18 protein-coding genes and 1 riboswitch are annotated in these 17482 nt (G+C 66.9%); of the genes, 7 read left to right on the top strand and 11 right to left on the bottom strand.

What is annotated here, in order from left to right; translation table 11 throughout:
* Nucleotides 1-18 precede the first annotated feature (18 nt).
* The 6 genes from IB232_RS02690 to cobG all read right to left on the bottom strand — a co-directional run bounded on the left by IB232_RS02690 (nt 19) and on the right by cobG (nt 5918).
* Nucleotides 19-918, bottom strand: a complete 900-nt coding sequence (locus IB232_RS02690) for a nucleotidyl transferase AbiEii/AbiGii toxin family protein (protein WP_192397020.1) — start codon at nt 916-918, stop codon at nt 19-21.
* On the bottom strand, nt 905-1474 hold the full coding sequence (gene abiEi, locus IB232_RS02685; protein ID WP_192397019.1) for a type IV toxin-antitoxin system AbiEi family antitoxin: 570 nt from the start codon (nt 1472-1474) through the stop codon (nt 905-907). Before abiEi ends, IB232_RS02690 begins: the two co-directional genes overlap by 14 nt.
* Nucleotides 1475-1582: 108 nt before the next feature.
* Nucleotides 1583-3235, bottom strand: a complete 1653-nt coding sequence (gene cobJ / locus IB232_RS02680) for a precorrin-3B C(17)-methyltransferase (RefSeq protein WP_192397018.1) — start codon at nt 3233-3235, stop codon at nt 1583-1585.
* 87 nt (nt 3236-3322) lie between these two features.
* Nucleotides 3323-4063 (bottom strand): precorrin-2 C(20)-methyltransferase, encoded by a 741-nt coding sequence (locus IB232_RS02675; protein ID WP_192397017.1) that lies wholly within the window; start codon nt 4061-4063, stop codon nt 3323-3325.
* Nucleotides 4063-4689: a precorrin-8X methylmutase gene (locus tag IB232_RS02670; protein ID WP_192397016.1), complete on the bottom strand. Its 627-nt coding sequence runs from the start codon at nt 4687-4689 to the stop codon at nt 4063-4065. Before IB232_RS02670 ends, IB232_RS02675 begins: the two co-directional genes overlap by 1 nt.
* Complete coding sequence (cobG, locus tag IB232_RS02665) at nt 4686-5918, bottom strand: precorrin-3B synthase (protein WP_318652221.1); 1233 nt, start codon at nt 5916-5918, stop codon at nt 4686-4688. Before cobG ends, IB232_RS02670 begins: the two co-directional genes overlap by 4 nt.
* A gap of 162 nt (nt 5919-6080) precedes the next feature.
* A riboswitch (cobalamin riboswitch) is annotated at nt 6081-6279 on the bottom strand.
* 62 nt (nt 6280-6341) lie between these two features.
* Here cobG and cbiE point away from each other — a divergent pair.
* The 3 genes from cbiE to IB232_RS02650 are packed head-to-tail and all read left to right on the top strand — an operon-like array spanning nt 6342 to nt 8985.
* Nucleotides 6342-7544, top strand: coding sequence for a precorrin-6y C5,15-methyltransferase (decarboxylating) subunit CbiE (gene cbiE / locus IB232_RS02660; RefSeq protein ID WP_192397014.1), 1203 nt, complete (start codon nt 6342-6344; stop codon nt 7542-7544).
* Complete coding sequence (locus IB232_RS02655; protein WP_192397013.1) at nt 7541-8272, top strand: cobalt-precorrin-6A reductase; 732 nt, start codon at nt 7541-7543, stop codon at nt 8270-8272. The genes cbiE and IB232_RS02655 overlap by 4 nt, the downstream gene beginning before the upstream one ends.
* Nucleotides 8272-8985: a (2Fe-2S) ferredoxin domain-containing protein gene (locus tag IB232_RS02650; RefSeq protein ID WP_192397012.1), complete on the top strand. Its 714-nt coding sequence runs from the start codon at nt 8272-8274 to the stop codon at nt 8983-8985. Before IB232_RS02655 ends, IB232_RS02650 begins: the two co-directional genes overlap by 1 nt.
* Before the next feature lie 36 nt (nt 8986-9021).
* Here IB232_RS02650 and ttcA read toward each other — a convergent pair whose 3' ends face one another.
* A complete protein-coding gene (ttcA, locus tag IB232_RS02645; RefSeq protein ID WP_192397011.1) occupies nt 9022-9849 on the bottom strand; it encodes a tRNA 2-thiocytidine(32) synthetase TtcA in 828 nt (275 codons plus the stop codon).
* Between the two features lie 85 nt (nt 9850-9934).
* Between ttcA and IB232_RS02640 the strand changes: the two genes are divergently transcribed.
* The 4 genes from IB232_RS02640 (at nt 9935) to IB232_RS02625 (ending at nt 12631) form a co-directional block, all read left to right on the top strand.
* Nucleotides 9935-10525 (top strand): DNA-J related domain-containing protein, encoded by a 591-nt coding sequence (locus tag IB232_RS02640; protein ID WP_192397010.1) that lies wholly within the window; start codon nt 9935-9937, stop codon nt 10523-10525.
* Nucleotides 10526-10692: 167 nt separating this feature from the next.
* Nucleotides 10693-11292 carry a Yip1 family protein gene (locus tag IB232_RS02635; RefSeq protein ID WP_192397009.1) on the top strand — a complete coding sequence of 200 codons (600 nt, stop codon included), beginning with the start codon at nt 10693-10695 and terminating at the stop codon, nt 11290-11292.
* Nucleotides 11293-11413: 121 nt separating this feature from the next.
* A complete protein-coding gene (locus tag IB232_RS02630) occupies nt 11414-12085 on the top strand; it encodes a Yip1 family protein (protein ID WP_192397008.1) in 672 nt (223 codons plus the stop codon).
* Nucleotides 12086-12118: 33 nt separating this feature from the next.
* Nucleotides 12119-12631, top strand: coding sequence for a SprT family zinc-dependent metalloprotease (locus tag IB232_RS02625; protein ID WP_192397007.1), 513 nt, complete (start codon nt 12119-12121; stop codon nt 12629-12631).
* A 49-nt stretch (nt 12632-12680) separates the two neighbouring features.
* Here the strand turns inward: IB232_RS02625 and IB232_RS02620 are convergent, their stop codons facing one another.
* From IB232_RS02620 to IB232_RS02605, 4 genes are all read right to left on the bottom strand, one after another.
* A complete protein-coding gene (locus IB232_RS02620; protein ID WP_192397006.1) occupies nt 12681-13856 on the bottom strand; it encodes a CaiB/BaiF CoA transferase family protein in 1176 nt (391 codons plus the stop codon).
* Between the two features lie 2 nt (nt 13857-13858).
* Nucleotides 13859-15496 carry an AMP-binding protein gene (locus IB232_RS02615; protein WP_192397005.1) on the bottom strand — a complete coding sequence of 546 codons (1638 nt, stop codon included), beginning with the start codon at nt 15494-15496 and terminating at the stop codon, nt 13859-13861.
* Nucleotides 15497-15541: 45 nt separating this feature from the next.
* Nucleotides 15542-16360, bottom strand: coding sequence for an amidohydrolase family protein (locus IB232_RS02610; protein WP_192397004.1), 819 nt, complete (start codon nt 16358-16360; stop codon nt 15542-15544).
* A gap of 108 nt (nt 16361-16468) precedes the next feature.
* On the bottom strand, nt 16469-17386 hold the full coding sequence (locus IB232_RS02605; RefSeq protein ID WP_192397003.1) for a LysR family transcriptional regulator: 918 nt from the start codon (nt 17384-17386) through the stop codon (nt 16469-16471).
* Nucleotides 17387-17482: the final 96 nt, after the last annotated feature.

Here is a 17482-nt window from a genome sequence, read left to right as displayed (position 1 = left end):
AGAGCGTAGCCGGCCCCATCACATGCGGAACGATTCGCCCGCCTGCGCATTGCCCTCGAGGTGCACTTTGGCTCGCCGCATCAACGCCGGTATCTCGCTCACCAGGTAGTCCCAGAATCGGTCGTTGTTCACCGTATCGGCCACTATCCGGGGCGGCAGAAAGCGCTGCATTTCCTTGCGGAAGTCGGCCTTTACCTGCGGATCGCCGGACAGCGAAGCGACACGCTCATCCGCCCTGGCCAGGAAGTCCGGCACCTGCACGCGGTGATCGCCCAGCTTGCCTGGCAGCAGCTGCAGCGCCGGCTCGACACCCTGCTGTTTCAGCCACAGCAGGTCCCAGAGATCGCGATTCTTGATACGCCCACGACGCAGGGCGAAGGCCAGAATCTTGTCCACATAGATTTCTTCCAACGCCTCGGTATTGAGGATCAAGCCCTGGGTGCCCATGTCCACGCCATAGGGATTGAGCAGGGTCTTCGGCGTGCTCAGGTACGTGGGGATGGCGCAGACATCGATGTTGATGCGCTGGGCCGGCATGCTGCGCGCTTGCGGCCGGGTCTGGATCTTCAGCTTCCAGGTGTCGACATTGCCCGACTCCTTGCTCGGCTCGCTGACCTCCACCTGCAGGCCGTACTTGGTCTGCAACCTGTCGATCAGGGTGGCTTTCAGCTGGGACAGATCGGCACGGTCGAAATCGGCGCCTCCGGTGAAATCCAGGTCCTCGCTCAAGCGATTGGAGCCGTAGCAGGCACGCAGGCAGGTGCCGCCGATAAAGCAGAGTTTCTCCAGCATGCCGGCCTCGCTCAGGGCCAGCATGATGTCGTGATGCAGCAGCTCCTTCTCCACCACGACGCGCAGGCTCGCCAGGTCTCCGTTTTGGACGAGGGCCTGGTCTACCAGGCGATCAAACAAGCTCATGGGCTGCACTCCAGTCGATCAGGTCGAGATTGCGCTTCGCCACCTTCATATCGCGCAGCGCCAGGGCTGGAGATGCGCGCCACAGGCGGCAGCGCTCGTCATAGACGAGCTGCTCGCTCAGGTCCTGCGGCCTCTGCCGGGTATGCACGAACTCGATGGTGCCCCAGCGACCGCATTCGATACGGCTGGAGCGCCCCGAGGACATCAGGGTGATCCAGTTCAGCGGGATCTGCGAAATGATGCCGGCGTCGCTGAGTGCGGTTTCCAGGCTGATGTAGTTGAACTCCTGGGCACGCAGGCGGGCCGCCGCATGGAACAGCAGCAACCCGGAATTGGGCCGCGCCGGAAGGTAGAGATAGAGGCCACGACAGACGCGCTCCAGCCTGCCCTCCTTGGCCGCCCGACTGAGCAAGGCGCGAAAGGCCTCGACGGAAATATCCGGCACCAGGGCGCGGATGTCCGAAGGGGTGAACAGGTAACGGTCGGGGGAGGCAAGCGAATCCAGGCCGCCATACAAGCGGCGAATGGGCTGGCTGCTTTCGCGGCGCGTTTCCATGGCGATAGCTCAACGGAAAGTTACAGTAACTGTCACTTAGCGTAGAACTGAAAGGCGAAATACTCAACAGAAAATAACAAGAACAGTCATTTTCTGTTGAGTAATTGCTCAAGCCTGCGGATACCACCGCGGTGTATACACCCATTCGCCGCCGCCCTGGCGCGGGAAGCGGCGGGTCTGGCTGGAGCCGATGATCACCAGGGTGCGCATGTCCACCAACTCCGGGGTGAGCTCGCCGAGGGTGAGCACGCGCAGCGCCTCGGCCGGACGGCCGATGTCGCGGCCGAGCACGACCAGGGTCTGCGGTTCGCGATGCTGGCGCAGCAGGTCCAGCGCCCGACCGAGCTGCCAGGGGCGCGCCCGGGAGATCGGGTTGTAGAAGGCCATGGCCAGATCGGCGGCGGCAGCATGCTGCAGGCGTTTCTCGATCACCGCCCAGGGCTTGAGGTTGTCGGACAGGGAGATCAGGCAGAAGTCGTGCCCCAGCGGCGCACCAGCCCTGGCCGCGGTGGCCAGGGCGGCGGAGATACCGGGCAGCACTTCCAGCTCGACGCCCTGCCAACCTGCATCGCTGGAAGCCTCCAGCGCCTCCATCACCGCGGCAGCCATGGCGAATACGCCGGGGTCGCCGGAGGACACCATCACCACGCGGCGTCCCTGCGCCGCCAGTTCGAAGGCATGGGCGGCGCGCTGCAACTCCTCGCGGTTGTCGCTGGCGTGCAGGCACTGGTCAGCGCGGTAGGGGCCGGCCATGATCACGTAGGTCTCGTAGCCGAGCACGTCCTCGGCCTCGTCCAGCGCGCGGCGCACGGCCGGGGCCAGCAGCTCGGCGCAGCCAGGACCGATGCCGACCACGCTGAGGCGACCACGCGGGCGGCCGAGGGCGGCAGCGGTTTGCGGGCTATCGGCCAGATGCAAACTCAGCCCCGGCGCCTCGTAGCAGACCGGCGGCAGCGCGGTATTCGACTCGATAAAACGCAGCGGTACCTTCAACTCGGCGGCGGCCTGCTCGGCGAACGGCAACGAACGCCCCTCGCCCGCGACCAGGAACGCGGCCAGCGCCGCCTCGGCCATGCCGGCCTTGGCTAGCGCGGCGCGCAGATGAACAGCCAGCTCGGTGGACGGCTCGGCGCAGCGCGCCAGCAACCGGCGCGGATGAATCAGCAGCGCATCATCGTCGCTGGCGGCGGCCACATCGATGCGCAGGCAACGCTCGCCCTCGGCATGCAGCGGCAGGTTGGCCTGCTCCAGCCAGGGCGCCTCGCCTTCGACGCGCAGGCGCGCACCGCCGAGCAGGTCGCTGACCAGGCGTTTGCCTTGCTCCAGATCGGCCAGGGCATAGCCTGCTGGCGGGTCGAGCAGGCAGGTGCCGAAGCGCAGCTCGCCGCTGGTGGTGATGGCCGGCGCCACCGCCAGCCACTCGCCCAGTTCGCGGGCCAGGCGATTGACCCCGGCCAGGCCGCCGAGCAGCGGCACCACGGCGCTGCCGTCTTCGGCCAGGGCCAGCACCGGCGGCTCCATGCCCTTTTCCACCAATGCCGAAGCCAGGCTGCGAATCACGATGCCGGCGGCGCACAGGGCGATGATGGGCGTGCCGGCGCGGTACAGGCCGCGCAGGTGTTCGGCGAATTCGCGGTAGCTTTCGTCTACCTCCTCCACCCGCCCGGCCAGGCCGTGGATGCGGGCATCGGGATAGCGCTCGCGCACGCGGCGCGCGGTGGCCAGGGCCGAGGGACCGAGGATGACGATGGTGGGGCTCATGGACGCGCCCCTTGTAGGAGCGGCCTTGGCCGCGATGACGGAGTACGGCAAGCAATCGCGGCCAAGGCCGCTCCCACCAAGATCGAGTCAGCCACGCCACTTCTCCCCCGGCACCAGGATCATGGAGAAGTACGGCGAGGCCAGCGGGTCGACCTCGTCCAGCGGCACTATGTGCTGGTTGTCCATGGTCGCGCGCTCCACGTAGTGCGCGCGTTCGGCCAGGCCGAGGCGTTGCAGCACGCGGCGCACCTTGTCGAAGTTGCGACCCAGCTTCATCACCACGGCAGCCTCGGCGCTGCGCAGGCGCTGCTCCAGTTCCTCTTCCGGCAGTACGCCGGAGAGCACGCTCAGGCTCTGGTTGCGATACACCAGCGGCGTGCCCAGCACCGAGGCGCAGCCGAGCATGGAGCACACGCCGGGCACCACCTCAGCCTCATACTGCGCGGCGAGGCGGTCGTGCAGGTACATGTAGGAGCCGTAGAAGAAAGGGTCGCCCTCGCAGATCACCGCCACATCGCGGCCGGCATCCAGCTCGGCGGCAATCTGCACGGCGCAGGTGTCGTAGAAGTCGGCGATCACATCCTCGTAGGTCAGCGGCGGCTCCAGCTTCTCGGTGGTCACCGGGTACACCAGCGGCAGGCGGCGCTGCGCCTCGGTCAGGTGCTGTTCGATGATGCCGAAGGCGTTGCCGCCCTGACCTTTATTCGCCTTGGCCTTGGCCACGAAGTAGCCCACCACCGGCGCGGACTGCAGCAGGCGCAGGGCCTTGAGGGTGATCAGCTCCGGATCGCCGGGGCCGACGCCGAGGCCGAGCAGACGGCCCTTCATCACTCCACCTCCGTGGCCAGGGCGTTGACGGCGGCGGCGGCCATGGCGCTGCCGCCACGACGGCCGCGCACGATGACGTAGGGCACGCCGCGGCTGTCGGCGGCGAGCATGTCCTTGGATTCGGCGGCGCCGATAAAGCCCACCGGCATGCCGAGGATCAGCGCCGGCTTCGGCGCGCCGGCGTCGAGCATTTCCAGCAGGTAGAACAGCGCGGTGGGCGCGTTGCCGATCACCACCACGCTGCCTTCCAGGTGCTCGCGCCAGTGCTCCAGCGCCGCTGCCGAGCGGGTGTTGCCGAGGTCACGGGCCAGCTGCGGCACATCCGCCTCGTTCAGGGTGCAGATCACCGGGTTGTTGGCAGGCAGGCGCGCGCGGGTGATGCCCTCGGCGACCATGCGCGCATCGCAGAGGATCGGTGCGCCCTTGGCCAGTGCCGCGCGGCCGGCGGTGCCCGCGCCGGGCGAGAAGCGCAGGTCCTGCACCACGTCGACCATGCCGCAGGCGTGGATCAGGCGTACGGCGAGTTTTTCCAGGTCGGCCGGGATGGCGCCGAGGTCGGCCTCGGCGCGGATGGTGGCGAAGGACTGGCGATAGATCTCCTGACCATCGCGGATGTAATCGATCATTCGGAATTTCCTGCGGCGAGCTGCTCGCCGGCTTGGTCGATATCGAGGGACGTCGCCAGCAGGCGGCCGAATCCGGCCTGGCCCTGCTCGCGGCGATAGAGGTCGTAATGGCCGCCGGGCTGGGCCAGCAGCGTGTAGGGCGAGACATGGGCGGCGGCGCAGCTGCGCGGGCAGCCGCACAGGTGCACCTGCGCCGGGCCGTGCGGGCCCAGGTGCGTGGCCAGGCGCAGGGCATCGGCCTTGGTGTCCGCCGCCGCCTTGGCGCAGCCGGTGGCGCCGCTGCAGGCGAGCATGCGGGCCAGCGGCGCACGGGCGTCCAGCAGCAGACCGATGTCGCTCATGGCCTGCATCAAGATGGACTGGCGATCAGTGGCGACATCCGGCAGCAGCACGCCCTGCCAGGGCGTAAGGCGCAGCTCGCCGCTACCCTCGGCATCTGCCAGATCGGCCAGGGCCTGCAGTTGCTCGGCGTGCAACCGCCCGAGCGGCGCACCGGCCAGCAGCATCACCCGCCCCGGCTGGGCCTGGGCATGCGCCCCCAGAGGCGCGCCTTCCAGCGCTGGGCTGGCGATGCTAGGCGTCGCAGGTTGGAAGTCGAATGGCAGGCGGGCGAGGAAAGCTTGCGCCGGTAGCTCGGCCAACAGCTGGCGCATGCGCGAATGCTCGCCGGCCAGTTCGAGGAACAGGTGCAACAGCGCTTCTACCAAAGGTACTGCCTGATCCGCCTCGACCACGCCCAGCGCATCACCGCGCGGGCAACCGGCCAGGCCGAAGGCCAGCTTGTTGCCGCCAGGCACCGCGCTGAGCCAGACATCGTGCGGATGGTCGAGCATCGCCAGTGCTTCGCCGCCGTCCAGCTGGATGGCGAACTTGGGCGACAGGTCGCGGAACTCCGGTACATCCTGCAGCAGTGCCAGTAGTTGTTCGGCCAGCGGGCGGGTATCGAGATAAGCGGCAGGATCACGACCAGCCGCCGGGCTGATCAGCACATTGCGCACATCGTCGGCATTGGCATGGCGCGGGCCGAGGCCGGCGTCGAGCAGTTGCTGTATCAGCGCGCCCTGGCACTCCTCGCGCACGCCGCGAATCTGCAGGTTGCTGCGGTTGGTCAGCTCCAGCACGCCACTGGCATGGGCTCGCGAGGCCGCGACCATAGCGCGGGCCTGAGCGCTGGTGAGCAGGCCGCCAGGCAGCTTGACCCGGCAGATGCCGCCATCTTTCGCCGGCACGACGCGCCACAGCCCCGGGCAGGCGGACGGCCGGGGAACATGCGCAGCGGCAATAGAGGGATAGGGTTTCAAACGGTCACCGACAACGAACGACGCGGCGACCGAACCAGTGAAATCCACACAGGGATTTCTTGGCATCGGTACACCCCGCCCGATGTTGGCACTCGCGACTGCGTCGTCGGCAGGTCTCCTGGCTGACAGGTCCTCATCGCTGCACGGCCTTCCCGATTGCTCAGTGGCATGTGTGTGAAGCGACTCGCTGCTTACAGTTGCGGGGGCAGCCACGGCTTGTACCGTGTTCCCTCTTAGGCCCGAGCGTTTCCCGCAAAGCGGGTCGGGCACCGACGAAGGCGCTATTATGCCCGCTTTTCGCGGCACCGGGCCAAGCCCGCGCGTCGCCCGCAAGGCATCGAGGAGGCACAGATGACGGCCTGGCTGACGGTAGTGGGCATCGGCGAAGACGGTTATGCAGGCCTGGGCAAGGCGGCGCGCCGCGCGCTGCTGGCAGCCGAGTGCATCGTCGGTGCGCCGCGCCAGCTCGACCTGCTGCCACCGTGCATCCGCGCCCCGCGCGAAGCCTGGCCGAGCCCCTTCAGCCTGGAGCCGGTGCTGCAACGACGCGGCACGCCGACCTGCGTGCTGGCCAGCGGCGACCCCATGCTCTTCGGCGTTGGCGCCAGCCTGGCGCGTCAGGTAGATCAAGGCGAGATGCGGGTGCTGCCGGGGCCCTCCTCCTATTCCCTGGCCGCCGCCCGCCTGGGCTGGCCGCTGCAGGACGTGACCCTGCTGTCGGTGGTGGCGCGTCCTCTGCCCGCCGTCGCCCGCCATCTGCATGACGGCCAGCGCCTGCTGATCCTGTGCAACGACGGCGATAGCCCCGCCGCCATCGCCGCCCTGTTGCGCGAGCGTGGCTTCGGCGCCAGCCGTCTGAGCGTGCTGGAACACCTGGGCGGCCCGCTGGAGCGACGCATTGATGGCCTGGCCGCGAGCTGGAGTGTGGAAGCAGTCGCCGCGCTCAATCTGCTGGCCGTGGAATGCCAGGCCGATACCGGCATGCAGCCGCTACCGCTGACCATCGGCCTGCCCGACGACGCCTACCAGCACGACGGCCAGCTGACCAAGCGCGACGTGCGCGCCATCACCCTTGCCCGCCTGGCGCCACGCCCCGGCGAGCTGCTGTGGGATGTCGGCGCCGGCTGCGGTTCGATCGGCATCGAGTGGCTGCGTAGCCATCCGCGCTGTCGCGCCATCGCCATCGAGGCTAACGAAGGTCGCCAGCAACTGATCGCGCACAACCGCGACGCCCTCGGCGTGCCGCAGCTGCAGCTGGTGGCCGGCGAGGCACCGGAGGCACTGGCCGGCCTCGACTTTCCCGACGCCATCTTTATCGGTGGCGGCGTCACCGTACCCGGCGTGCTGGAGCTGTGCTGGCAGGCGCTCAAGCCCGGCGGGCGGCTGATCGCCAACGCTGTGACCCTGCAGAGCGAGGCCATGCTGGTGAGCTTCCGCGAACAGCACGGCGGCGAGCTGACCCGTATCGCCATCGCCCAGGCCCAGCCGCTGGGCGAATTCGACACCTGGCGCAGCGCCCTGCCGATCACCCTGCTGCAAGTGCACAAGCCGTGACCCGCGTGCTGCTGCTCGGCGGTGTCGGCGACGCACTTCGCCTGGCCCGTCGCCTGGGCCCCGAGCACCTGTACAGCCTGGCCGGGCTGGGCAAGGTGCCGGAGGACCTGAACTGCCAGGTGCGCGTTGGTGGCTTCGGCGGTGCCGAGGGCCTGGCCGACTTTATCAGCGCCAAGGGCTTCGACCTGCTGCTGGACGTCACCCATCCCTATGCCGCGCAGATCAGCGCCAATGCCGCCACGGCCGCGCGCCTGACAAGCGTGCCCTGCTGGGCGCTGCGTCGACCGGGCTGGCAGCCGCAGCCCGGCGACGACTGGCGCGAGGTGGTGGACTGGGCCGCACTGGTCCAGGCGCTGGAGCCCTTCCGCAAGCCCTTCTTCACCCTCGGCCGCGAACCGCTGGCGCACCTCGACGAGATTCCCGCGCACCAGCACTGGACCCTGCGCCTGCTCGATGCCCAGCCCGAACACCCACGCGCCCGCTGCATCGCCGCGCGCGGCCCCTTCACCCTTGAAGACGAACGCGCGCTGTTCGCCGCGGAGGGCTTCGATGTGCTGGTGAGCAAGAACAGTGGCGGCAATGCCACCGAGGCCAAGCTGCAGGTCGCCCGCGAGCGCGACCTGCCGGTGCTGATCCTGCAACGCCCGCAACTGCCCGAAGTGGAGCGCAGCTTCGCCGATCCCGAAACCCTGTGGCAGGCGTTGCAGCCGCTGCTCCGAGAAACCTGATGAAGACCGAAACCTACGCCCGCGTGCTGTTCGCCGGCCCCGACTTGAACCACGGCAGCTTCGCCGAGCTGACCCGCCGCCAGTTCGCCGAGCAGTTCGGCACCGCCGTGCTGGGCGATCTGTTCGATACCGACGCTGGCTATGACCAGCTCTGGGAGCAGGTGCGCGAGTGCCTGCACGGTGAAGAGTTGCCGCTGTTGCTCGTCGATCTCGACCCGCTCGGCGGCAGCCCGCAGCTGGACTGGCTGCGCGGCGAACTGCAGGCACTGGCCGGCGAACGCGCCGACCGGCTGTTCGTCTGTGCCGGCAATGCCGAGGATGTGACGGCCCTGGCCGATCTGATCCAGCAACCGGAAAAACATCTGGGCTGCGTGGAGGTGCCGCAACTACCGGAATCTCACTCCTGGTCGTGCATCCCGCCGCACCGCTATCGCGTGCTGCTGTGCAACGGCCCGCGCTGCACCCGGCGTGGCGCCCTGCCCTTGTGGAAGCTGTTGCGCGAGGAGCTGAAGGCAGTCGGCCGCCTGGAGACCGAAAACGGCGTACATATAACCCGTACCCAGTGCCAGTTCCCCTGCGACCAGGGGCCGACCCTGAGCGTCTACCCGAGTGGCGAGTGGTACCGCATACGCGATGCGGCCGAGGTGAGGCGCCTGGTGCAGGAGCGCTTCGTCGAGGAGCTCGCGGTGCCCGAGCTGATCATGCGTGGCTAGATAGAGAACCGGCCGCTCTGGGCGGCCGGTCGGGAATCACAGGTTCATCACATCGAGGAAGCGTGGCGTGGCGCTGTCATCGATCTTCAGGCTCTGGAAGTCGAACAGCTCGCGGTCAGCCAGCTGCGACGGCACCACGTTCTGCAGGGCGCGGAACATGATCTCGGTGCGGCCCGGGCTCTTGCGCTCCCATTCCACCAGCATCTCCTTGACCACCTGGCGCTGCAGGTTCTCCTGGGAGCCGCACAGGTTGCACGGGATGATCGGGAACTCCTTCATCACCGAGTAGGCCTCGATGTCCTTCTCGTTGCAGTAGGCCAGCGGGCGGATCACCACGTTGCGGCCGTCGTCGGACAGCAGCTTGGGCGGCATGGCCTTCAGCGTGCCGCCGTAGAACATGTTGAGGAAGAAGGTCTCGAGGATGTCGTCGCGGTGGTGACCGAGGGCCATCTTGGTCGCACCGATCTCGTCGGCGTAGGTGTACAGGGTGCCGCGGCGCAGGCGCGAGCACAGCGAGCAGGTGGTCTTGCCCTCCGGGATCTTCTCCTTCACCACCGAGTAGGTGTCCTTCTCGATGATGTGGTACGGCACGCCAATGGATTCCAGGTAGGCCGGCAGCACGTGCTCGGGGAAGCCGGGCTGCTTCTGGTCCATGTTCACCGCGACGATCTCGAACTTGATCGGCGCCACCTTCTGCAGGTACAGCAGGATGTCGAGCATGGTGTAGCTGTCCTTGCCGCCGGACAGGCAGACCATCACCTTGTCACCATCCTCGATCATGTTGAAGTCGGCGATGGCTTCGCCGGTCAGGCGGCGCAGGCGTTTCTGCAGTTTGTTCTGGTTGACCGAAAGGCTGCTGGACATGGTGCTCGGGAATCCGGGTGAAGGCGAAAAGCTGGCCATTTTACGCACAAAGCCGGCGCTAGGCAGCCCGTGTTAGGCTGATCGGATGAACGACCTCGATCCCGCCCTTGATCTGCCCGACCAGCTGCATGCCCTGCTCCGCGAAGCGCCCGCCGGCATCAGCGAGTTCCACCTGATCCAGCAGCTCAAGGCTCGACACTCCACGCATATCCCCAATCTCGGCCTGGCCGACAAGCTGGTGCTGTACCGCACCCACTTCCTGCTGTTCAACGCCCTGTACCTGCTGCGGGACCGCTTGTGGCAGGCGCAGAGCGCACACCTGGAGATCAGCCCGCTGTGCGTGCAGCTGCAACCCTGGCGAGCGGGCCCCGACGCGCTGGCCGAACACGACCCGCTGCGTGACTACTATCTCAATCTGCAACATTTGCGCGACACCACCGAGGACGACGTGGAGAAGCTGCTTTCCAGCTTCTGGACGCGCATGCAGGGTGGCGACGAGAAGCGCGCGGCATTGGAGCTGTTCGAGCTGAATGGCGATCAGCCGCTCAATCTCGCCACTATCAAGCAGCGCTACCGGCAACTGGTGAGCATCCATCACCCTGATCGCGGTGGCAGCACCAGCCGTTTGCAGTCGATCAATCTGGCGATGGAAATACTGCAGCGCTATTACGGCTGACTCTAAGAGAGCGATTCGCTCTAAAGCCACGGTTCATGCGGGCTGCGGCCTTCTCCTATACTGCGGCATACGGTCGCAGTGATTCGGCCGGCACCCGGCGCCGCTGAGCACGCGCGCCGGGCGCTACGCTCCGGGGCGATCGAACAATAACAAGAGGAGGTGTCTGCATGATCCACCATGTTTGGGGGCTCTTCACCCATCCCGACCAAGAGTGGCAGGAAATCCGTGGCGAGGAGGAATCCATCAGCCACATGTACCTGACCCACGTCCTGATTCTCGCTGCCATACCCGCTCTCTGCGCCTATTTCGGCACCACCGAGGTAGGCTGGCGCATCGGCGATGGCGAAGCGGTCAAACTCACCGCGAACAGCGCGTTGCAGATGACCATCATGTCCTATCTGGCGATGCTCGCCGGCGTTGCCGTGATGGGCGCCTTCATCCACTGGATGGCACGCACCTACGACTCCAATCCCACCCTCACCCAGTGCATCGTGTTCGCCGCCTACACCGCGACTCCGTTGTTCATCGGTGGCGTCGCCGCGCTGTACCCGAGCCTGTGGCTGGGCATGCTGATCGGCACGGTGGCGGTCTGCTACACGGTGTACCTGCTGTATGCCGGCATCCCCACCTTCATGGGTATCCCCCAGGACGAAGGCTTCATGTTCTCCAGCTCGGTGCTGGCCGTGGGCCTGGTGGTGCTGGTGGCGATGATCGCCTGCTCGGTGATCCTCTGGGGCTTCGGCGTGGGCCCCGTCTACACCAACTGATATAACGCCCGACCATGAGGCCGCCCACGGACGGCCTTTTGTTTTGCCTCAAGAAAGTTGAACCCCGACGGCACCGTGTGGGCTCTAAGGCTGTAAGCCGGCCTGCAGAGGAACGTCGCCCATGACTCCGCACTTCCTGAACCTGTTCACCCACCCGGACGCCGCCTGGCACGAGATCCGGCAGGAAGAGGAACAGCACCCCGCCCACTACCTTGGCCACCTGCTGCTGCTCGCTCTGATTCCCGCCGTGAGCTTGTACATCGGTACCACCGAGATCGGCTGGAGCCTGGCCGAGGACGAGCGGGTATTCCTGGACGAGCGCAGCGCCCTGCTGCTGTCGCTCAACGTCTATTTCACCGCGCTGTTCGGCACCCTGATCATGGGCGGTTTCATCCGCTGGATGTCGCGTACCTTCGACACCCGGCCGTCGCTGAACCAGTGCATCGGCTTCGCCGCCTATACCGCCACGCCGTTCTTCCTCGCTGGCCTGGCGGCGGTCTACCCGAGCCGCTGGCTGGCTGTGATCGCGCTGGGCCTGGCCTGTGCCTACTCGACCTTCCTGCTGTTCGTCGGCCTGCCCACCTTCATGCGCATCCGCCAGCAACAGGGCATGGTCTACGCCGGCTCGGTATGGGCGGTGGCGGTGCTGTCGGTGGTGACGCTGCTGGTGTCGGCCATCCTGCACTGGCACTTCTATATGCACCCGGTGTACGAGCGCACCACGCCGGAACAGGGCTATCCGACCCGCGAGGAAAGGCCGACCGTGCAGGAGCAACAACACAGCAACGACTGACGCGACCAGCGGTCGGTTTGGCCATGCCGGGCGATGCGGCATAATTGCCGCATGCCCGAATTGATCCACGCCCGCGTCGAATCCTGCTACCAGCAGGCCGAAGACTTCTTCAAGCGCCCGTTCGCCCGCCCCGAGATCAGCTTCAAGCTGCGCGGGCAGAAGGCCGGCGTGGCGCACCTGCACGAGAACCTGCTGCGCTTCAATCCCAAGCTGTACGCGGAGAACCGCGAGCACTTCCTCAAGCAGACGGTGGCCCATGAGGTAGCGCACCTGGTGGCGCACCAGTTGTTCGGCCCGAGCATCCAGCCCCATGGCGAGGAATGGCAGCTGATCATGCGCGGCGTCTATGAGCTGCCGCCGGAGCGCTGCCACAACTACGACATCGGCCGGCGCAAGGTCACCCGCTACCTCTACCTGTGCCAATGCCCGGACGGCGAGTTCCCCTTCTCCAGCCAGCGCCACGGGCTGGTCAGCAAGGGCCGTCGCTATTTCTGCCGGCGTTGTCGGGCGACTCTGGTGTTTAGCGGCGAGCAGCGCGTCGAATAGCCCGTAGCCCGGATGCAATCCGGGAAGCCAGCAGCCCGTCCCGGGATTGCTACCCGAGAGCCTTGCTTGCCTTCAGCGCGGCAATTTCTCCCTCGTCATAACCCAGCTCGCGCAGCACCTCGTCGTTGTGCGCGCCGACCGGTGCGCCGATATGCCGTGGAAGCTCCAGACCCTCGGAGAAACGGATCGGGCAGGCGATCTGCCGTTGTGCGGCCTTGCCCTCGCGCGGCACTTCGGTGACCACGCCGCGGGCTTTGAGCTGCGGGTGCTCGACCGCCTCGGAGAGCTTCAGCACTGGCTCCACGCAGGCGTCCACCTCGGCGAAGCGCTGTTGCCACTCGACCAGGTCGTGCTTCTCCACCTCGGCGGCGATCTCGCTCTTGAGCTTCTCCTGATCCCTGGGCGACAGGCCCATTGCCGCCAACTCCGGGCGACCGAGGGCGGCGCAGAACTGCTGCATGAACTGCGGCTCCAGGCTGCCCACCGACAGCCAGCGGCCGTCGCGGGTGCGGTAGTAGTCGTAGAAGCTGCCGCCGTTGAGCACCTGGTTTTGCATGTCCGGCTCGACGTTGCCGGCCAGGTAACCGGCGCCAGCCATGGCGTGCAGGCTGAAGGCACAGTCGGTCATGCTGATGTCCACGTGCTGGCCCTGCCCCGTGCTCTGCCGGGCGATCACCGCCGCGAGCAGGCCGATCACTCCGTGCAGCGAGCCGCCAGCAATGTCCGCCACCTGCACGCCGAGCGGCAACGGCCCGCTGTCGCGGCGGCCGGTGTAGCTGGAAAGTCCGCTCAGGGCCAGATAATTGAGGTCATGGCCGGCGCGGTCCCTGTACGGCCCGGTCTGGCCGTAGCCGGTGATGGACACATAGATCAGCCGCGGGTTGAGCGCCTTCAACGCCTCATAGCCGAGACCGAGCTTGTCCATCACCCCGGGGCGGAACTGCTCCAGCACGATGTCGTACTCGGCCACCAGGCGCTTCACCACCTCCAGCGCCTCGGGCTTCTTCAGGTCCAGGGCCAGACAGCGCTTGTTGCGGTTGAGGTAGGCATGGCTGGTGGATACGCCGTCCACGTGCGGCGGCAACACGCGCACCAGGTCGACGCGGCTGGGCGACTCGATGCGCAGCACCTCGGCGCCCATATCCGCCAGCAGCAGCGAGGCGAACGGCCCCGGCAGCAGGGTGGAGAAATCGAGGACTTTCAGTGAAGACAGCGGGGCTTTCATGTTCAGCTTTCCCAATGCAGAGAGGATTCGGCCGGCAGGCGGGCTACCAGGTCGGTGTACCTGGCCTCCAGCACGTTGCGGCGGATTTTCATGGTCGGTGTCATGCAGCCGTTGTCCACGGTCCAGCTGTCCTGCACCAGCAGCAGGTGGCTCAGGCGTTCGTGGGGCTGCAAGTTAGCGTTGAGGCTGTGCAGGGTGGCCTGCAGATCGGCCGCCACCTTCTCCCGGGGCTGGGCGCGGGCGGCCGGCGACAGCTCGATCAGCGCCAGCGGCTGATCCAGGTTGCTGCCCATCAGGCAGACCTGTTCGACCCAGCTGTTCTTGGCGATCTCGCCCTCGATCGGCGCCGGCGCCACGTACTTGCCCTTGCTGGTCTTGAAGATGTCCTTGACCCGCCCGGTGATGTGCAGATAGCCGTCGGCATCCAGCACACCCTTGTCGCCGGTGTGCAGCCAGCCGTCGCGGATGGTTTCCGCGGTTTTCTCCGGGTCACGGTAGTAGCCCTGCATCAGGGTCACGCTGCGGAAGAGAATTTCCCCGGAGTCGTCGAGGCGCAGCTCCAGCCCCGGCATCGGCCGCCCTACCGAACCCAGGCGCACCTGGCCGGGGCGGTTGAAGCAGCCATAGGCGAAGTGCTCGGTCATGCCGTAGCCCTCGCAGATGGTCAGGCCGATGCGCTGGTACCACTCCAGCAGCCCCGTGGAGATGGCCGCCGCCCCGGACACCAGGATGCGTGCGCGATCCAGCCCCAGGCCGGCGCGCAGCTTGCCCGCCACCAGCCGCCCCAGCAGCGGGATGCGCAGCAGCAGCGCCAGTCTGGCCGCCGGAATGCGCTCCAGTACGCCTTGCTGAAAGCGCGTCCACAGACGTGGCACGGAGAAGAACACGGTCGGGCGGATGTAACGCAGGTCGCTGGCGAAGGTCTCCAGCGACTCGACGAAGGCCACGCCAGCGCCGCTGTACAGGCTGTTGAACTGCACCAGGAAGCGCTCGGCCGCGTGTGACAGCGGCAAGTAGGAGAAGAACTGGTCCTGCGGGCCGATGTCCATCTCGGCCGAGGCATTGGCCCCGGAAAAGCCCATGGCCCGCGCCGAGAGCATCACGCCCTTGGGCTGGCCGGTGGTGCCGGAGGTATAGAGGATGCTCAGCAACTCGTCGCCATGCTGTTCATGCCCCGCCACCAGCGGCGGATAGGCCTGCAGCTCGTGCCACTGATAGTCGGCGCGCAGGGTCGGGTATGGCATGGCAATGCGCTTGACCTGTACGCCGATGCCGGCCTCCAGCTTTTCCGGCTCGTCGAGCTTGCCGAGGATGATCGCCTTGCATCCGGCATGCTCCAGCACATACGCCACACTTTCGGCCGACTGCAGCGGATACAGCGGCACGCTGACCAGCCCGGCCAACTGGATGGCCAGGTCGCTGATAAACCATTCGGCGCAGTTCTTCGCCAGAATCGCCACCCGATCGCCCGGAGCGCAGCCCATGGCGAGCAGGCCTGCGGCCATGCGCCGGGCCTGGTCGTCGACCTGGCGCCAGGTGAAGTCATGCCAGACGCCGGCCACCGGCTGGCGCAGCCAGACGCGGTCGGGGCTGGCGTCCAGCCAGTGCTGGAAACGTTGTAACGGCAGTTGTTCGGTCATGCGGGCTCTCTTGTTGTTGTTCTTGTCAAAGGCGGGCGGGGCCGTTCAGAGCTTGAAGATACGCCGGGCATTTTCGTGGAGGAATCGCGCCTGCACTTCGGCGCTAAGACCCAGCTCCTCCAGCTGCTGCATGCAACGGGTCAGCGGCAACTGGGGGAAGTTGCTGCCGAACAGCACCTTGTGGCTGCCGTAGCTGCGCATGAACTGCAGCAGCTGCGGCGGGTAGTAGCGCGGCAGGTAGGCGGAGGTATCGATGAACACGTTGTCGTGCTTCCAGGCCAGGCCGATCATCTCGTCGGTCCAGGGGTGGCCGATGTGCCCGCCGACGATGCGCAGCTCGGGGAAGTCCAGCGCCACCTCGTCCAGGTAGGGCACCGGGCGGCCGGTTTCCGAGGGCATCAGCGGGCCGGTGTGGCCGACCTGGGTGCAGAACGGAATGTCCAGTTCGATGCACTTCACGTAAAGCGGGTAGTACAGGCGGTGGTTGGGCGGCAGCTTCCACAGCCAGGGCACGATACGCAGGGCCTTGCAGCCCAGTTCCAGCACCGCGCGCTCCAGCTCGCGCACGGCGGCCACCGGCTTGCTCAGGTCCACCGTGGCCACGCCGACGAAACGCTGCGGATAGGCGCGGGTGTATGCGGCGATTTCGTCGTTGCTGAACACCCAGCCCTCGGGCCGGCACCAGGCGGCCAGCATCAGCTTGTCGACCCCGGCGGCGTCCATGTGCGCCACGGTCTCGTCGATGCTCATGGCCCGGTCGAGTAGCTCGGCGGTGCCGGACTTCTCCAGCAGGCGCACCACCTCCGGCATCTTCTCGCGCAGCCGCCCATTGGCGGGCTGGGCCCAGGCATCGATGGCGTTCATCCGCAGCTCCTCGTTCCATGGGGGTATCGAAGCAGGTTAGGCCGGCCCTCCTTGCCCCTCAATGACGCAAGCGCTCGGTGCGATTGACCCCACCGCTCAGCGCATGACTCAGGCGAAGCCGCGCTCGCCGAGGAAGCGCTGCAGGTAATCGATGAACGCCTGCACCTTGCCGGTGGCGCGGCGGTGACTGGGGTAGACGGCGAGAATATCGGCACCGAAGGCGTCCGGCTCGATCCGGTACTCCTCCATCACCCGCACCAGGCGGCCCTGCGCCAGCAACGGAGCGACGCTCCACTGCGGCGTGTGCAGCACGCCAAGACCGGCCACGGCGTTGGCCAGCAGCAGGTCGTAGTTGTCGCTCTCCAGGCGCACCCGCCGCGGGTGCGGCAGACAGATGCGCTTGCCATCCTGCTCCACCCACCAGCCCTCGCGACCTAGCGCCGGGTGTGCGTACATCAGCCAGTCGTGCTGCTCCATGGTCTGCGGGGTCAATGGCAGCGGGTTGCACGCCAGATAGTCGGGGCTGGCACAGAGGTAGATGCGGTTCTTGCCGACCACCCGGGCGATCAGCCCGGGCAGGTCGCTGGGGCCCTCGCGCAGGGCCAGGTCGTAACCCGCCTCGACCAGGTCGACGAAGTCGTCGCACAGGTCCACGCGCAGGCGTAGTTGCGGGTACTCGGCGAGGAAGCCGGCACACACCTCGTCGAGGAAGGCGCGACCGAAGGCCAGTGGCGCGGTCAACCGCAGGGTGCCGTGCAGGCCGTGCTGCAGTTGGTCGATCTCCTCACCGGCCTCGTGCAGGCGCTGCAGTACCTGGCGGGCGGTGTCCAGGTACAGACGGCCGACCTCGGTCAGCACGATGCGCCGGGTGCTGCGCTCGAACAGCAGCGCGCCCAGCTCGCGCTCCAGGTGGCCGACCGCCTTGGTCAGAGCCGAGGGCGTCTTGCCCAGCAGCTCCGCGGCGCGGCTGAAGCTGCCCTGCTCGGCCGCGGCAACGAACATCGACAGGGCCCCGAGCTTGTCCATGAGTTTTTCCTTTTCGGCAAAAAGCTTGTGCGTGCCGGCAGCGTTCTGCCACCGGTGCGCTTTCGCTAGTCTCGCCGCCAGATCAATAAAAACAAG

Origin of the sequence: Pseudomonas sp. PDM15, from assembly GCF_014851565.1 — a bacterium.
Classification (GTDB): domain Bacteria; phylum Pseudomonadota; class Gammaproteobacteria; order Pseudomonadales; family Pseudomonadaceae; genus Aquipseudomonas.
This window is presented reverse-complemented; position numbering and strand designations above follow the sequence as displayed.